The sequence below is a fragment of the Pseudorhizobium flavum genome, from assembly GCF_044142885.1.
In the GTDB taxonomy this organism is placed as follows: domain Bacteria; phylum Pseudomonadota; class Alphaproteobacteria; order Rhizobiales; family Rhizobiaceae; genus Neorhizobium; species Neorhizobium flavum.
Genome location: NZ_JBIOKZ010000002.1, coordinates 13,285 through 29,249 on the forward strand (window position 1 = coordinate 13,285; position 15,965 = coordinate 29,249).

Below are 15,965 nucleotides of genomic sequence, written 5' to 3' on the forward strand. Positions count from 1 at the left end.
GAAAGGGAAGGGGCTCCGAAGAGCCCCCCATTCATGCCATCATCATTGCACCCGGCCCAGGCGTGGCGCCGGGCGGGCACTTGCCGAGGATGATCATGCCGAGCACCTCGTCCTTGGTCACGTCCTCTGTGCGGGCATGGCCAACCACCTGTCCGTTCTTCATGACGAAGACGCGGTCGGCGAGGTCGAAGACGTCGTGGATGTCGTGGCTGATCAGGAAGATGCCGATGCCTTCCTTCTTCAGCTGCTTGATGAGGTCGCCCACCTGCGCCGTCTCGTGCGGTCCAAGGGCTGCCGTCGGCTCGTCCATGATGAGGATGCGGGCGTCGAAGAGGATGGCGCGGGCAATCGCCACCGACTGCCGCTGGCCGCCCGAAAGCGCCTTCACCGGTTCCTTGAAGCGCTTGAAGTTGGGGTTGAGACGCCCCATCACCTTGCGCGCATTGGCTTCCATGGCGACATCGTCGAGCGTGCCCCAGGCCGTCTGCAGTTCGCGGCCGAGATAAAGGTTGGCGGCGGCATCGACGTTATCGGCAACGGCGAGCGTCTGGTAGATCGTCTCAATGCCGAACTTCTTGGCGTCTCGCGGGTTCTTGATGTCGGCCGGCTCGCCGTTGATGAGGATTTCACCGGCATCGCGGCGATAGGCGCCCGACAGGATCTTGATCAGCGTCGACTTGCCGGCGCCGTTGTGGCCGAGCAGGGCGACGACCTCGCCCGGATAAAGGTCGATGCTGGCATTCTCCACGGCATGGATCCCGCCGAAGGAGATGGAAATATTCCGCATTTCCACGAGCGGAGTATGTTGGTCCGTCACGATGAAAACTCCTGTTACTTGGCGCGGGCGCGGTAGACGGTGTCGAGCCAGACGGCGAGCACCAGGACCGCACCGACGACGATGCGCTGCAGCGGCGTGTCGATGCCGAGCAACACCATGCCGGACTGAAGGGACTGCATGACCAGCGCGCCGAGCATGGCGCCGGCGATCGTGCCCATGCCGCCCGAGAGCGAGGTTCCGCCGATCACGGCGGCCGCGATCGTGTAGAGTTCGTCCAGTTCACCTTGCGCATTCGTCGCCGCGTTCAGGCGGGCCGTGGAGATGGCGGCGGCGATGGCGCAGAGCATGCCCATCAGCGCGAAGATGCGGACGGTCACCCAGCGGGTCTTGATGCCGGCCAGCTCCGCCGCCTCCGGATTGCCGCCGATGGCAAAGACGTAGCGGCCGAACCGCAGGCGGGTGGCGATGAAGGTCATGACGATGCCGACGCCGATCGCGATCAGCACGGGAATGGCGATGCCGTGCGAGATCAGGAGGCCGCCCTCCGGCCAGTCGATGCCGCTGGCTTCCGCGTATCGGCGGGCGATGGCGACGGGCCAGTAGTAGCTGTTGGCCACCTGCACCACACCCAGAACGACCAGGCAGCTGATGGCGCCGATCACGTACTCGGCCCAGACAGGCTTGCGGGGGAAAGCAAAGCGCTTGCGTTGGCGGCGGGCGTTGATGATGGCCGCGATGATGGCAAGGCAGGCGACGAGGCCGACGATCCAGCTCCAGGTGGCGCCGATCGAGCCCTCCGTGCCCCCGCCCATCAGTCGGAATGTCGGGTTCATCGGCGCGACCGTCTGGCCACTGGTGACGAACCATGTGGCGCCACGCCAGATGAGCAGCCCGCCCAGCGTGACGATGAAGGAGGGGACGCCGAGGAAGGCAATGATCGATCCCTGCAATGCACCGATCATTGCGCCCACCAGCAGGCCCGTCGCAAGCGCTACGATCCAGATGGCGGGATGATTGAAACCGAGCAGCTGCGGGAGGATCTGCGCCTGCATCACGCCCATGATCATGCCGGTGAAGCCGAGGATGGAGCCCACCGAAAGGTCGATGTTGCGAGTGACGATGACCAACACCATGCCGGTGGCCATGACCGCCACCGACGATGTCTGTACCGTCAGGTTCCACAGGTTGCGGGGCGTCAGGAACAGCCCGCCCGTCAGGAAGTGAAAGCCCAGCCAGATGATCAGCAGCGCACCGATCATGCCGAGAAGGCGTGTGTCGATCTCGGTGGCGCGGAAGAAGCGCGTTACCGGGTTGGCATCCGCATGGCGCGGCCCGCCGGTTGTCGTAGAATGCATCGTATCGGCCATTCCTGCCGTTCCCCACCTCTTGAGCGCATCCGGGACGTCTTGCATCCAATCGGGAGTGCGCCGTCTGCGGGCGGATCGTCGAGAACCGCCCCTTCAATGACAAATCCCGGCGTTACGGCGATGGGCTGTAACGCCGGGACTTCCCTGGCTATCGGCTGGCGATTAGTCGCAGGCGGCGACCGAGCCGGCCTTCACGCCCTGGCAAGCCTCTTCCTTGCTGATCCAGCCGGCTTCGATGACAACATTGAGGTTGTCCTTGGTGACCGGAAGCGGAGCGAGGAAGACCGACTTCATCTCGGCACCCTTCGGGCCGCCCGTGAAGGTCTCGACATTCGGGATCTCGTCCATGGTCTTGCCACCGGCGAGAGCCAGAGCGATCTCGGCCGCATTCTTGCCGAGTTCACGGCTGTCCTTCCAGACAGACACCGTCTGGGTGCCGAGCGCGACGCGGTTCAGAGCTGCCTTGTCAGCATCCTGGCCGGACACCGGCACGGAACCGGCAAGGCCCTGGGCGTCGAGAGCGGAGATCGCGCCGCCGGCGGTGCCGTCGTTCGATGCGACGACTGCATCCACCTCGTTATTGTTGGCCGTCAGGAACTGCTCCATGTTCTTCTGGGCGTTCTCCGGCTTCCAGCCGTCCGTATAGGCTTCGCCGACGTTCTTGATCTTGCCGGAGTCCATGGCTTCCTTCAGCACTTCCATCTGGCCGGAGAACAGGAAGTCCGCGTTCGGATCGGAGGAGGAGCCCTTGATGAAGACGTAGTTGCCTTCGGGTGCCACCTTGAAGACCTCGCGGGCCTGCATGCGGCCGACTTCCTTGTTGTCGAAGGTGATGTAGAAGGCTTCCGGGTTCTCGATCAGGCGGTCATAGCCGACAACCGGAATACCTTCCGCGGTCGCCTTCTCGATGGCCGGGCCGATCGCGTCGCTGTCCTGCGCCAGGACGATCAGCGCGTTTGCGCCCTGCGAGATCAGCGACTCGACGTCGGTAAGCTGCTTTGCAGCGGACGACTGGGCATCGGCGGAAATGTACTTCGCGCCGGCTGCCTCGAGGGCGGTCTTGATCGCGGCTTCATCGGTCTTCCAGCGTTCTTCCTGGAAGTTCGACCAGGAAACGCCGACGACGAGTTCCTGCGCCAGAGCGGCGGTCTGCATGGTGACGACGATGGCTGCACCAGCCATCAGCTTGACGATTGACTTCATGATGTCCTCCCGAATGACGGCGGATGGCCAAAGCCTTCCGTGCTCTCCCCCCGCCAGATTAGCTGCCAGACAAAGCAGGATCGCTTTTTTCTCGACAGTCGAGAAATTAACTGTCAGAGATTTTCCGGGGAGTCAATGAGGTGGATTGAGTGAAGTCGCCTCTTCGACTATCGGAGGATGAACCCGAGGGAGATGCAGGCGTAGATGCTGGGCAAGTCGAGTACCGAACTGGTCCGGCACCAGAACAGCGCGCTGGTCCTTTCCGCTCTGCGGCGCAGCGGCAGGCTCTCCCACACGCAGCTTGCCGAAGCGACCCGCCTTTCCTCGGCCACCGTCTCCGCCATCACGGCCGAACTCGAGCGCAGCGCGATCATCGAGAAGAGCGAGCAGCAGGCGGCTACGGGGCGCGGCCGCCCGCGGGTGCTCTTCAGCCAGACGCGCGGTTGCGGCTACGTCATCACCGTCATCGTCTCCTCCGATTTGATCCAGTATTCGCTCGTCGACTATGCCGGCACACTGCTCGATCGGTTCGCCGAGGCAAGGCGAGGGGCGGCTCCGGAATTCATTGCGGCCATCAACGCCGGGCTGGAGCGTGCGGTGGAGCGTTCGTCTATCGGCCGCGAGCAGGTGCTCCTCGTGTCGATCAGCAGCAAGGGTCTCGTCAGCGCCGATGCGCCGGTGCTCGTCTGGTCTCCCGTGCTTGGTGCCGATGCCGTCGATTTCCGGCTGGCTCTTGGCGACGAGTGGGGCGGCAAGGTCATCCTCAACAACGAAACCCTGCTGGTTGCAAAGGCGCTGCAGCAGCGTCTCGCCCGCAAGGGCGAGGCCCCCGCGTCGCTGGCGGCGCTTTCGCTCGGCCACAGTATCGGCCTCGGCATCGCACGCATCACCCGCGACGGGGAGACGGAAATCTCGGCGCCGAATTTCGGGCATATGCTGCATATTCCCGGTGGTGCGCTCTGTCGCTGCGGGGCACGCGGCTGCATCGAGGCCTATGCGGGGTCTTATGCCGTTCTGCGGACGGCGTTCGAGGTGCCGGTGGACACCGTGCCGGCGAAGTTCGTTCCGCTGCCGGAGGTGGACAAGATCGCCCAGCAGGCGCGACAGGGACATCGGATGGCGGGCTTCGCTTTCCGGCAGGCGGGTATTGCGCTCGGCAACGGCCTGTCGCGTCTCCTCAGCCTGCACGGCCACATGCCGGTCCACATCACCGGGCCGGGAATGCGCTACTACGACCTGATGCGGGCGGGCGTCGAGGAAGGACTGGCGCAGACCCACGTGGTGCGCCTGTCCGGCATGCCCCAGCTCGACGTAGTGCCCGATGAGCCGGCACTGGTCTTCGAGGGGCATCTGGGGCTTGCGTTTCAGCGCATAGATCAGGATATCCTCTCCCTGCGTGCACCAATCCAGGCGGCCGGAGAATGACGACATGATCGACCTCGACCATCCCTTCTACAAGCCCCTCTGGGCCCGGTTGCTGATCGTCGGCGTCTGTGCCGGCTGGGCCGGCCTGGAATTCTGGAGCGGGGCGCCGGTCTGGGGAATGATCGTCGGCGCGCTCGGGATCTATTCCGCCTACAAGCTCTTCTACGAATTCAACCGCAGGCCATCCGCAGATGCGGCCCAGAAGTCTGCTCAGGAGGAGCGCCAGTAGAGGTCCTTCATGGCGCGGTCGATCAAGAGGTTCGCGGTCTTCATCCTCAGCGTCGCATTGTCCCGCAGCGCCTCCGGCACCCGGTCCGGATGATTGTCCTTGGCAAACCGCCTCCGCTTTTCCGCCAGCGTCTCGGCCGTGTCCGTTTCGCTGACGGCCAGTTCCTCGGCAATCTCTGCTTCGGCAAGCCGGAGCAGGTGCGGTGGTGTCGGTTCTTCGACCGGCTGCTCCGTCACCTGTTCACCCCTCGGCTCCGTTTCGGGTTCCGGGATGTCGGCCAGCAGGTCGAGATAGGCGTCTCGGGCGGCGTGGCCCGTCGCCTCCGAATCGGTATCGGCCTCCGTCGTGGCGGCGACGAAAGCCGTCTTCAACCCAGCCTGCCGGAAGGCGGGCTGGTACGTCTCGTCCTCATCCTGTTTGCCTTCCTCGTCCAGCCGGGTCAGTACCGACTGGAACAGCGATTGCCCGACCAGCATGTCTGTTTCCCGGTTCAGGGAGACAGGATCACACGGAGTTGGCGCCGGGCTTGCGGGCGGGCGCTCGCCACGGCGGATGGCAACTCCCGAACGTGTTTCTTTAACGGCCTGTATACTGGTTCGCTTCTACTGTTCGCGCGTCTGGGTCTGTCTTTGAGTACGGGGGCATTATGAGTGAAATACAGAATCGGGCTGTCCAACTTCTGCAGCTTCAGCATCCCTCGCTCGACAACAAGGCCGCCGATTTTCGCTTCCAGATGCTGAAGGCGTCGCTTCTCCTCTACCGCAGTATCGGTGGCTCGCCGAGCGTCGGCCACGAGCTCGTTCGCGAAGCCTTTGAGACCGATCCCGGCGATGTGGCCGATTGTGTCGGCGAACTGATGAAAGCGATTGCCGCCGTCAGCCATCTGCAGGATCTCGACATGATGCAGGCTGCCTACAACACGCTCGACGTCAGCTTCCGCCGCGTGCTCTCGCTGCAGGCGAAGGTCGCCTGAGGGCCGGTACCTCCGGCGCTGCTCCGCGCCCTCCGGTTCTTCCTGCTCAACCGGACTGATCCTCGCTGTCAGCATTTCTGCTTTGACGTGCCGCCGGTCGGCGACTAGGAAGGCCGTTCCCTCCTTGCCGTCTGCCGGGACTCCTTCATGCTCGACCGCCTGGCTCCGGCCCTCTTCGTCCTTCTCTGGTCCACCGGCTGGCTGGTCGCCAAGTTCGCGGTCGCGCATGCCGATCCGCTGACCTTCATGGCGGCCCGCCATGCGCTGGCGGCGATCGCGTTTACCGGCCTCTGCCTCGCCGTCGGCGCGACCTGGCCTTCAAGCCGCAGGGTGGCCGGGTATGCGATGCTCTCCGGCGTCTTCCTGCATGGCCTCTATCTGGCCGGCGTCTGGTGGGCGATCGGGCAGGGGGTGCCGGCGGGGCTGTCCGGGATCATCGCCGGGCTGCAGCCGCTGCTGACGGCTGCCATGGCGCCGTTGCTGATCAGCGAACGGCTTCGCCCCCGCCAGAAGATCGGCATCGTCGTCGGCTTCGTCGGCATCCTGATCGCCATCTCGCCGCAACTTCTCGACACGTTTGAGAAGGGACTGGCAGGACTGGGCTTCCCCGTGATGGTCAACCTTCTCGCGATGTTTTCGGTCACCTATGGCACGCTCTACCAGAAGCGCCACCTGCAGCAGGGCGACCTCCTGACGATCGCTGTCTTGCAGTTTGTCGGCGCTTTTCTGGTGACGCTGCCACTGGCGCTTGCGTTCGAGGACCTGCGCTTCGACTGGACGGGGGAGGCGATCTTCGCCATGGCCTGGTCGGTCTTCGGCATTTCCATGGGCGCCGTTGGGCTGCTGCTCTACCTGATCCGTCGTGGCCAGGTATCGCGTGCCGCTTCGCTCATCTACCTGATGCCGCCGGTGGTGGCGATCGAGGCCTTCTTCCTGTTCGGCGAACCGATGACGCTGCCGATGATCGTCGGAACGGTCATCGTCGTCGCAGGCGTCTACATGGTGAACCGCAAGGCATAGCGGGACTGTTTTCGGGTCAGGGAACGGGTGTCGGCAAAAGCCGGCACTGACTAGGCAATGGGTCTCAACAGTGAAGGAGATCCAGATGCTTGAGAACAAGGTTGCCATCATCACCGGCGCGTCCAGCGGAATAGGGCTTGCCGCCGCAAGGCTGTTCGCGGCCGAGGGCGCGGCGCTCGTCCTCAACGCCCGCCGCCAGGAGAACCTCCAGGCGGTGGTCGAGGAGATCACGGCTGCCGGCGGGCGTGCCTGTGCCGTTGCCGGCGACGTGGGCGAGGAGGAGACCCATCGGAGGATGATCGAGGCGGCGCGGGACATGTTCGGCGGCCTGGACATCGCGTTCAACAATGCCGGCTCGGTCGGACCGTACAAGCCGCTTGCCGAGGTGATGCCGGAGGAATGGGGAGAGGTACTCGCCGTCAACCTCACCGGCGCCTTCCTCGGCGCAAGACGGCAGATACCCGCCATGCTAGAACGGGGAGGCGGGTCGATCATCTTCACCTCCACCTTCGTCGGAACAAGCGTGGGCATTCCCAATATGGGAGCCTATGCGTCGGCCAAGGCCGGCCTGATGGGATTGGTGAAGGCGATCACGGCCGATTACGGCTCTCGCGGCATTCGTGCGAATGCGCTGCTGCCCGGCGGCGTGGATACCCCGGCCGCTGGCGATGCGGCACAGAAGGAATGGGCGGCCGGCCTGCACGCGCTGAAGCGAATCGCGCAGCCGGAGGAGATTGCGCGCGCGGCGCTCTTCCTTGCCGGACCGATGGCGAGCTTCGTTGCGGGCACGGCACTGTTTGCCGATGGAGGCAATGCAGCGGTCAAGTAGCCGAAACAGAAAGAGGCCGCGATGGCGGCCTCTTTCGTATCATCTGGCCGAGCGAACCGCTCAGGCCGGACGGCGGCTGCGGCCTTCGTTGCCGCCGCCGAAGCGGACCGGGCCGGGATTGCCGCTGGCCTTCTGGGCCGGGCGGCCATGGCCGTTGCGGCTGCGCTGGTTGCCGCTCTCGTGGGCGCCGTGAGCTGCCGGGCCATTACCCTTGCGATGCTCCTTGCGCGCCGGCCGGCTGCCGTTCGCGTGCGCCGGGCGTTCTCCAGCTTCACCGCGACCTTCGCCGCCTTCCGCTGCAAAGAACGGCTTGCGGGCCAGACGCTTGCGCTGCTGCGGGCGTCCTTCACCACCGGCCGGCTGGCCGTTGCCGCGACCGCGATTACCGCCGCGGCTGTTGTTGTTGCCGCGTGCCGGGCGATTGAGCCCCTCCGGGCGCTCGCCAGAGGCCGTGGCGATCTCGATCCCCATCAGCTTCTCGATGTCGCGCAGCAGCCCGGTTTCTTCTGACGTGCAGAAGGCGATCGCGATGCCGTCGCGACCAGCGCGTGCTGTACGACCAATCCGGTGGATATAGGCATCCGGGACTTCCGGCAGGTCGTAGTTGAAGACGTGGGTGACATCGGGGATGTCGATGCCGCGGGCAGCGACGTCGGTCGCGATCAGCGTCTGGATCTCCCCGTCACGGAAACCCTTCAGTGCCCGCTCGCGCTGGCCCTGGCTCTTGTTGCCGTGGATGGAGGCAACCGAATAGCCCACCTGGTCGAGATGCTTCATCAGCTTCTCGGCTGTATGCTTGGTGCGCATGAAGACGATCGCCCGGCCACCGGCATTGGCGGTCAGCGTCTTCTTCAGGAGCTCGGTCTTGTCGTTCTTGCCGCCGACGAAGTGCACGTACTGCTCGACCTTGTCGGCAGCCTTGCCCGGAGGCGTCACCGACACCTGGATCGGATCCGTCAGGTAGTCGCCAGCCAGTTCGGCAATCGCCTTCGGCATGGTCGCCGAGAAGAGCAGGGTCTGGCGCTTCTTCGGCACCATCTTGGAGATCTTGCGAAGGTCGTGGATGAAGCCGAGGTCGAGCATCTGGTCGGCCTCGTCGAGGACGAGATAGCGGACGGTGGTCAGGCCGATCGCCTTGCGGGCAATGAGGTCCAGCAGGCGGCCGGGCGTTGCGACGAGGATGTCGGTGCCCTTTTCCAGCATCTGCTGTTGCTTGTTGATGGATGCGCCGCCGACCACCGAATTGACCTTCAGCGGCATGCCACGGACATAAGCCTTCAGGTTGACGGCGATCTGGTTCACCAGTTCGCGAGTCGGTGCGAGGATCAGAGTACGCGTCGTGCGGTTGTCGGGACGCTTGGGGTCCTTCGACAGCATCTCGATGAGCGGCAGGCCGAAGGCGGCCGTCTTGCCGGTGCCGGTCTGGGCGAGACCAATGAGGTCGCGGCCCTGGAGAAGATGCGGGATAGCCTCAGCCTGGATCGGCGTCGGAGTGTCGTAGCCCAGGGTGGAAAGGTTGGCTACGAGCTGCTTGGCGAGGCCAAGCTCATGGAAATTCGTCAAGTCGAATACCTTTTCGGGGCGCCAAAAGCGCACGACCGGCTACGGCACCATGCCGTCCGGTTTGCCCTTGGCGTCAAGAACCCCGCGTGAAGTGGGAACTTGTGTGTTGGAAATTGCTTCCCAGCGCGTAAACCCTCGGGAGCGAGGGCGATCTGTCTGTGCGCCTTGTTCCTTCTTCGCGAACCTGTGTCGCAGGGCCAGCTCACGCGGCGGCCGGAAGGTGAAAGCTGAGCCTCATTTGGTGGATGAGTGGTCGAAAGTCAAGCTGCGATTTCGCAACCGCAAAAAGAAGGGCCCGCACCGGAGTACCGGACGCGGGCCTTTCGAACTGCTGATGAATGGATCAGTAGCAGACGCGGGCGCGATAGGCTTCGCCCCATTCATTCTCCACCCATTCGTAATGGCAGCGTGGTGCCGCGCGATAATAGGTGCGGCGGTAGACGGGTCGCTGAGGGGGCGCGTATTCGTATTCCGGCTCGACGTAGACGCGGCGCGGCTGGGATGCGATGGCGCCGCCGATGATCCCGCCGGCCAGGCCTGCCGCGACACCAACCCAGACGTCGTCATTGTGGCGCCCGCCGGCCTGGGCCGCAGGCGCCGTCGAAATCATCGCGCCGGCCAATGTCAGCGCGACCAGACCCGCAGAAGCACTTTTCTTCAGTATCGACATTTCTCGTTCCTCTCCCTTTCCGGGCACGTCAGGAGCCTCAACTATGATGGTGGCAGTTTGATGGAATTCTAATGAACGCAGGCTGAACGGCTGGTTCAGCAACATCTACCGTTCGCTCCGAATTGGCCCTCGGGCATCGGTGGCGGTCGTGCAGGCGCTGGAATTGACAAAAAGCAACGAAAATCGGCCCGCCAGCCGGCGCGGGAAGAGGTTGTTAACCCTAACCGTGATGAGATTGCCGAATCGGAGGATAGAGAGATCGCTGCGGCGCCGGCCGGATGCGGTTGGAGCGGAAGACGGTGGAGATGCATGGCGAACTCCTGATGACGGCCTGCGCGCGGATCGAGGATCTGCGCGAACCGGCGTTCATCAAGGACAGCACGCTCAATTATGTTGCCGTCAACAGCGCCTATGCGGCGCTGTCCGCGATGATTCCCGATGATTTCGTCGGACAGTCCACCCGCGATGACATGGCGGGTCTCTCTCAGCCGGATCGCAAGGAGCGGGAGTGCCGGGCGCTCATCTTCGGCACCGAGGAGATTGTTCACTGTTTCGATGCGTCAGGTGCGCTGCGCCACGAGATCATGATCGAGCGTTTCGTGACGGAAGACGATCGGACCTATCTCTTCGGGACCTTCCTGCCGGCGGGGGAGCCGGGCAGGGTGCCGATGCCTGAACCGAAATCTGGGGGAGGAAAGACGATGAGCCAAGGCGGGGATGAGCAGGACCTGCAGCTGGAGGATGCGCTGGACCTTCTCGATGTGGGGATCGGCATCTACGACGAGACGGACACTCTGGTCTACTACAACGCCCAGCTGATCGACTTCTTCGATTCGTTCGACGTGCGTCTCCAGATCGGCGTGACGTTCACGCAGATCTGCGAGCAGGTCTACGACAAGAGCGTTCGCAACAGCCCCCGCCTTGCCGGACGCGAGCCCCCGGAGCGGACCGCATGGGTGCGCGACAGGGTTGCGACATTCCGTTCTCCCTATTCGGAAAGCATCGAACAGCTTGCCGACGGCCGCTGGCTGAAGAGCGTCAACAAGCGCCTCGACAACGGCCTCGTCATCACACTCCGGTCGGATGTCAGCGATTTCAAGGAGCAGGAGCACCTCCTGCGCAAGAACATCGGCGAAACTGAAATCCTGCGCGCCGTTCTCGAAGACCTGCCCGTTGCAGTCTTCATGCGCGACAGCGAGCAGCGGCTCGAATTCGTCAATGCCGCCTATGAGCGGATGTTTGGCGACAAGCGCGAGAACATTCTCGGCAAGACCGACGCGGAAATGTTCCCCTGGAAGGCCGAACGCAGCCAGAGCGAGAACGACAGGATCCTGGCCGATGGCGAGGTCGCCGAGAAGGCGGAAGACAAGGCCTTTCCCGATGGGCGCGTCATTCCGGTCATCACGCGGCAGATGCGGGTCGTGGACGCCGACGGCCATCCGCACCTGGTCGGTTCGATTACCGACATAACGCCCTACAAGGAAGCCAAGGAGCACGCCGAGAAGCTTCGGGAGGACATGCAGACGATCCTGCACGGCATTCCCGTCGGCATCGGCATCCTCGACAAGGACTTCGTTTTCGAATCCGCCAATCCCGCCTTCTACGGCTTCTGGGATGCCGGCGAGCAGTTCGATCTAGTGGGCCGTTCCTACCGGGACTTCCTGAAGGTCAATTACGACCACGGCATCTACGGGGATACCGACAAGAGCTTCGAGGAAATCTACGAGCAGCGCATCGCCAACCTGACGAAGGACGGCGAGCGGCCGCCAATCGAGGTGCGCAGCGCCCAGGGCCGCGTCATCCTGATTTCCGGCACGAAACTGTCCGGCGACAAGCTGCTGCTCAGCTATACGGACATCACCGCCATCCGCAAGCGCGACGAGGAGGTGCGCGCGGCTCAGCAGGCGCTGGACCGGCAGGGCGCGCTCATGCGCGAGGCCACGGGGGCGATGTCGCAGGGCCTGCTCATTCTGCATGACGGCGTCATTATGTTCTCCAACAAGTCGCTGCCGGCGATGCTGGAAATCCCGGAAAGCCTTGGGTCGCCCGGTTCGCTGTGGCGCGATGTCTTCCGCTACTGCGTCAAGCGAGGCGATCTCGGCCCCACCGACGAGGCGATGGAGATCCTGCGGCTATGGGAGGAGAATGTCAGCCAGGGCAATTCCGTCGAGGCCACCTTTCGGATCGAGGGCCGCAAGTGGATCAATGTCGAGGCCAATCTCAGCGGTGACGATCATTGGCTGGCCGTCTTCACCGATGTCACCGACGTGAAGGAACGCGAGGCGGAGCTTACCCGCCTGGTCGAGCGCGCCGAAGCCGCCGATCGCGCCAAATCGGAATTCCTTGCCAATATGAGCCATGAGATCCGCACGCCGATGAACGGGGTGCTCGGCATGGCCGAACTCTTGGCGAAATCGGACCTCGACACGCGCCAGAAGACGTTCATCGACATCATCGTCAAGTCCGGCAATGCGCTCCTGACGATCATCAACGACATCCTCGACTTCTCCAAGATCGACGCCGGCCAGATGAAGCTCCGCAAGGCGCCCTTCGATCCGGTCGAGGCGATCGAGGATGTGGCGACGCTCCTGTCGTCTTCCGCCGCGGAAAAGGACATCGAGCTCATCGTCCGTGGCGATGCCTCCGTGAAGGAGACGGTGCTCGGCGATGCCGGTCGCTTCCGCCAGATCATCACCAACCTCGTCGGCAATGCGGTAAAGTTCACCGAGAAGGGGCACGTCTTCATCGACCTCCACTCGGAAGCCGTCAGCGATACCGACATGATGCTGACCGTCCGGATCGAGGATACCGGGCTCGGCATTCCCGACGAGAAGCTGAAGTCGGTCTTCGAGAAGTTCTCGCAGGTCGATACCTCCTCGACCCGCCGGCACGAGGGAACGGGGCTCGGCCTTGCCATTACCGCCGGCCTTGTCGAACTCTTCGGCGGCCATATCGAGGTGACGAGCGAGGTCGGCAGGGGATCGGTCTTCACGGTACACCTGCCGTTCCCCGTCGTCAGCGAGCGCGGCACCAACACGGTTCTGCCGATCAACACCGCCGGCGCACGGGTGCTGGTGATCGACGACAATGCCGTCAACCGTCGCATCCTGACCGAACAGCTGACCATGTGGGGCTTTGATACCGTGGCCGCCGATGGCGGTGCCGAGGGACTTGCCTTCATGAACGAAGCATCACGCCTCGGGCTCGTGATCGATGCCGTCGTGCTCGACTACCATATGCCGGAGATGAACGGCCTGGATGCCGCCCGCCATATCCGCGCCGACCGGAGGTTCGACGACCTGGGGATCATCTTCCTCACCTCCATGGACATGGCCGGCGACGAAAACCTCTTCGCGGAACTGAACATCCAGGCGCACCTCATGAAGCCGGCGCGTGCCAACCTCCTGCGCGCAACGATCATCGACGTCGTGCGCTCCGTACGGATGAAGCGCCGCACCGCGCCCGTTACGGCTGCCGCGCAGGCAGTTGCCGCACCGCAGCCTGTCCAGCCTCTCGAAGGCGCGGCGTCCACGCCTGTCGTCCGCTCGCTCCCCGCGCTCGACGTGCTCGTGGCCGAAGACAACGAGGTCAACCAGATCGTCTTCACGCAGATCCTGCAGGGGACCGGCTGGCGCTTCGAAATCGTCGAGAACGGCGCCAAGGCCGTTGAGGCGTGGCAGGAAAAGGATCCGGCGCTTATCCTCATGGACGTCTCCATGCCGGTCATGAACGGTCACCAGGCGACGCAGAAGATCCGCGAGCTGGAAAAGCAGGCGGGTGGTCACGTGCCGATCATCGGCGTGACGGCCCATGCGCTTGAAAGCGACAAGGAACTCTGCCTCGCAGCCGGCATGGATGACTACATGTCCAAGCCGATCAGCCCGGAACTGCTGGAGCAGAAGATCAAGGCCTGGCTGGGAGAGACCGCAGCCTCTAGATCGTCGTTCTGAGGCGCTTCCGTCCGCACAGCATTTCGCGCTTCCCCGCAAAGCCCGGCCGTCGCTCGACCGTGAAGCCCGTTGCCTGCAGGTTGCGGCGGACGAAGCCTGCCGCGGCATAGGTGGCGAAGCTTCCGCCATCGACGGTGCGGTCGTAGACCGCCTGCATCAACTCAGGCGACCACATGTCGGGATTGCGCGACGGCGCGAAGCCGTCGAGGAACCAGGCGTCGAAACGCGCTGGCGCAGCCACGACGCCCTCCAGCGCGGGACTGACGACGACCGTCAGGTGCGTCTGGGCATCGGCGGCGATCTCCAACCGTCCCTGCGGCGCCGCGGGCCATGCCGCCACCAGCGCCTGCCGCTCCGTATCGATCTCCGGCCAGTGCGACAGTGCCCGGTCGATCTCCTGCGCCTGCATCGGGTAGAGCTCGAACGAGATGAAATGCAGGAAGGAACCGGGGCGTCGGGCGAGCTGCCACTGCCGCCACGTCTCGCAGAAGTTTAAGCCCGTGCCGAAGCCGAGTTCGCCGATCCGAAAGTCGCCGCCCGCCTGCCATCGATCCGGCAGCCCGTTGCCGGCGAGGAAGACGTGGCCGCATTCGAGCCGCCCGTCGCTGCGGCAATAAAAGTGGTCGCCAAACTGGGTGGAAAAGGGCATATCGCCCTCGTGCCACTGAAGGCCCTCGTCATCATTTTCTGAAATGTCGTCGCTCATGGCTAATGCCGATAGTCTCGCCGCCGGGGCCGGTCAATCGCTTCCCGCCTCTGCCGATCTGCTCATCCTCGGAGGAGGGGTCATGGGATTGTGGGCAGCCGTGAAAGCGGATCGGCTCGGCATCCCTACGCTTCTCCTTGATTCAGGGCGGATCGGCGGCGGGGCGAGCGGCGGGCTCCTCGGTGCGCTGATGCCGCATACGCCGGATCGCTGGAACGACAAGAAGCAGTTCCAGCTCGAAGCGCTGGTGTCGCTGGAGGAGGAGGTCGCCCGGCTCGAATCAGAGACGGGTCTTTCGACCGGCTATCGCCGCTGCGGTCGCCTGATCCCGCTGCCGAAGCCCCACCTGCGGGACATCGCCGTCCGCAATGCCGAGGAGGCGCGGCGGAACTGGACCGCCAGTGGGCGCAGCTTCGATTGGCAGGTGCTGGAGAGCGCCCCCGAGGCTGCATGCCTCGACGCGACTGCCCGCGATGCCGGCCTCGTGCACGAGACCCTGTCCGGCCGCATCTCGCCACGGCTGCTGACAACCGCGCTGCGGGCCCGGCTGGAGCTGTCGGATCATGTACAGGTCGCAGAGAATGCTGCTGCCGAGCGAATCGATCCGGAGGCGCGGCTGGTGCATCTTTCCGGCGGGACAAGCATCGCCTTCGGCCACTGCATTGTCGCAGCGGGTCACCAGTCGTTTCCGCTCCTGCAGGCAATCGAACCGGCCCCGAACCGTCCGCTCGGGCGTCCGGTAAAGGGGCAGGCGGCGCTCCTGCGGGCCGATATCGATCCGACCCGGCCTGTGATTTTCCTCAACGGCCTCTATGTCGTGCCGCATGACGACGGCACGGTCGCGATTGGCAGTACGAGCGAAGAGGAGTTTGCCGATTCCGCCACCACCGACGGCAAGCTCGACGACCTGCTGGAGCGTGCGCGCCAACTGGTACCCGACCTGCAGCAACCCCAGGTGCTCGAGGGCTGGGCGGGTCTGCGCCCGAAGGCGATCGGCCGCGAGCCCATGGTCGGCCCGCATCCGGACCATCCCTCGCTCGTTGCGCTGACGGGCGGCTTCAAGGTGAGCTTCGGGCTCGCCCACCGGTTGGCCGATGCCGCACTCGCGGGTGTGGCTGGCAACCCTATGTCGTTGCCGCCGCCCTTCGTGTTTGCGGATCATCTGCGGCTGGCGCGGGACCCATCCTGAGGCTCAGGAATCTGCCATCTCGACAGAGGGTGGAGGGCTGGCTACCGTCAGGCTTCTTTTTCG

At 64.2% G+C, this 15,965-nt stretch carries 14 protein-coding genes; 7 read left to right on the forward strand and 7 right to left on the reverse strand.

Annotation, left to right across the window (positions count from 1 at the left end; genetic code table 11):
• Positions 1–31: 31 nt before the first annotated feature.
• The 3 genes from ACEPP2_RS03525 to xylF form a co-directional block, all read right to left on the reverse strand.
• Positions 32–817, reverse strand: a complete 786-nt coding sequence (locus ACEPP2_RS03525) for an ATP-binding cassette domain-containing protein (protein ID WP_077546865.1) — start codon at positions 815–817, stop codon at positions 32–34.
• 14 nt (positions 818–831) lie between these two features.
• Positions 832–2,145, reverse strand: a complete 1,314-nt coding sequence (locus ACEPP2_RS03530; RefSeq protein ID WP_077546864.1) for a sugar ABC transporter permease — start codon at positions 2,143–2,145, stop codon at positions 832–834.
• Between the two features lie 162 nt (positions 2,146–2,307).
• Positions 2,308–3,348, reverse strand: coding sequence for a D-xylose ABC transporter substrate-binding protein (gene xylF / locus ACEPP2_RS03535; RefSeq protein ID WP_077546863.1), 1,041 nt, complete (start codon positions 3,346–3,348; stop codon positions 2,308–2,310).
• Positions 3,349–3,552: 204 nt separating this feature from the next.
• Here xylF and ACEPP2_RS03540 point away from each other — a divergent pair, with 204 nt between their 5' ends.
• Together ACEPP2_RS03540 and ACEPP2_RS03545 are read left to right on the forward strand one after the other, a co-directional pair.
• The gene (locus ACEPP2_RS03540) at positions 3,553–4,773 is read left to right on the forward strand and encodes an ROK family transcriptional regulator (protein ID WP_395515809.1); all 1,221 of its coding nucleotides are present in this window, start codon (positions 3,553–3,555) and stop codon (positions 4,771–4,773) included.
• A 4-nt stretch (positions 4,774–4,777) separates the two neighbouring features.
• On the forward strand, positions 4,778–5,002 hold the full coding sequence (locus ACEPP2_RS03545) for a hypothetical protein (RefSeq protein WP_077546861.1): 225 nt from the start codon (positions 4,778–4,780) through the stop codon (positions 5,000–5,002).
• Here ACEPP2_RS03545 and ACEPP2_RS03550 read toward each other — a convergent pair.
• Positions 4,984–5,478, reverse strand: coding sequence for a hypothetical protein (locus tag ACEPP2_RS03550; RefSeq protein WP_077546860.1), 495 nt, complete (start codon positions 5,476–5,478; stop codon positions 4,984–4,986). The genes ACEPP2_RS03545 and ACEPP2_RS03550 overlap by 19 nt on opposite strands.
• 170 nt (positions 5,479–5,648) lie before the next feature.
• Between ACEPP2_RS03550 and ACEPP2_RS03555 the strand changes: the two genes are divergently transcribed.
• The 3 genes from ACEPP2_RS03555 to ACEPP2_RS03565 all read left to right on the forward strand — a co-directional run bounded on the left by ACEPP2_RS03555 (position 5,649) and on the right by ACEPP2_RS03565 (position 7,824).
• Positions 5,649–5,975: a hypothetical protein gene (locus ACEPP2_RS03555; protein ID WP_052639029.1), complete on the forward strand. Its 327-nt coding sequence runs from the start codon at positions 5,649–5,651 to the stop codon at positions 5,973–5,975.
• A gap of 147 nt (positions 5,976–6,122) precedes the next feature.
• Positions 6,123–6,995: a DMT family transporter gene (locus ACEPP2_RS03560; RefSeq protein ID WP_077546859.1), complete on the forward strand. Its 873-nt coding sequence runs from the start codon at positions 6,123–6,125 to the stop codon at positions 6,993–6,995.
• A gap of 79 nt (positions 6,996–7,074) precedes the next feature.
• Positions 7,075–7,824: an SDR family oxidoreductase gene (locus ACEPP2_RS03565; protein WP_395516159.1), complete on the forward strand. Its 750-nt coding sequence runs from the start codon at positions 7,075–7,077 to the stop codon at positions 7,822–7,824.
• Positions 7,825–7,884: 60 nt separating this feature from the next.
• Here ACEPP2_RS03565 and ACEPP2_RS03570 read toward each other — a convergent pair whose 3' ends face one another.
• Positions 7,885–9,387: a DEAD/DEAH box helicase gene (locus ACEPP2_RS03570; protein ID WP_395515810.1), complete on the reverse strand. Its 1,503-nt coding sequence runs from the start codon at positions 9,385–9,387 to the stop codon at positions 7,885–7,887.
• Positions 9,388–9,730: 343 nt separating this feature from the next.
• Positions 9,731–10,057 carry a hypothetical protein gene (locus tag ACEPP2_RS03575; RefSeq protein WP_395515811.1) on the reverse strand — a complete coding sequence of 109 codons (327 nt, stop codon included), beginning with the start codon at positions 10,055–10,057 and terminating at the stop codon, positions 9,731–9,733.
• Between the two features lie 278 nt (positions 10,058–10,335).
• On the opposite strand from ACEPP2_RS03575, the gene ACEPP2_RS03580 reads away from it, so the two are divergent.
• Positions 10,336–14,007: a response regulator gene (locus tag ACEPP2_RS03580; RefSeq protein WP_395515812.1), complete on the forward strand. Its 3,672-nt coding sequence runs from the start codon at positions 10,336–10,338 to the stop codon at positions 14,005–14,007.
• Here ACEPP2_RS03580 and mnmD read toward each other — a convergent pair.
• Complete coding sequence (gene mnmD / locus ACEPP2_RS03585; RefSeq protein WP_395515813.1) at positions 13,991–14,713, reverse strand: tRNA (5-methylaminomethyl-2-thiouridine)(34)-methyltransferase MnmD; 723 nt, start codon at positions 14,711–14,713, stop codon at positions 13,991–13,993. The genes ACEPP2_RS03580 and mnmD overlap by 17 nt on opposite strands.
• Between mnmD and ACEPP2_RS03590 the strand changes: the two genes are divergently transcribed.
• Positions 14,712–15,902, forward strand: coding sequence for an NAD(P)/FAD-dependent oxidoreductase (locus tag ACEPP2_RS03590; protein WP_395515814.1), 1,191 nt, complete (start codon positions 14,712–14,714; stop codon positions 15,900–15,902). The genes mnmD and ACEPP2_RS03590 overlap by 2 nt on opposite strands.
• Positions 15,903–15,965 lie beyond the last annotated feature (63 nt).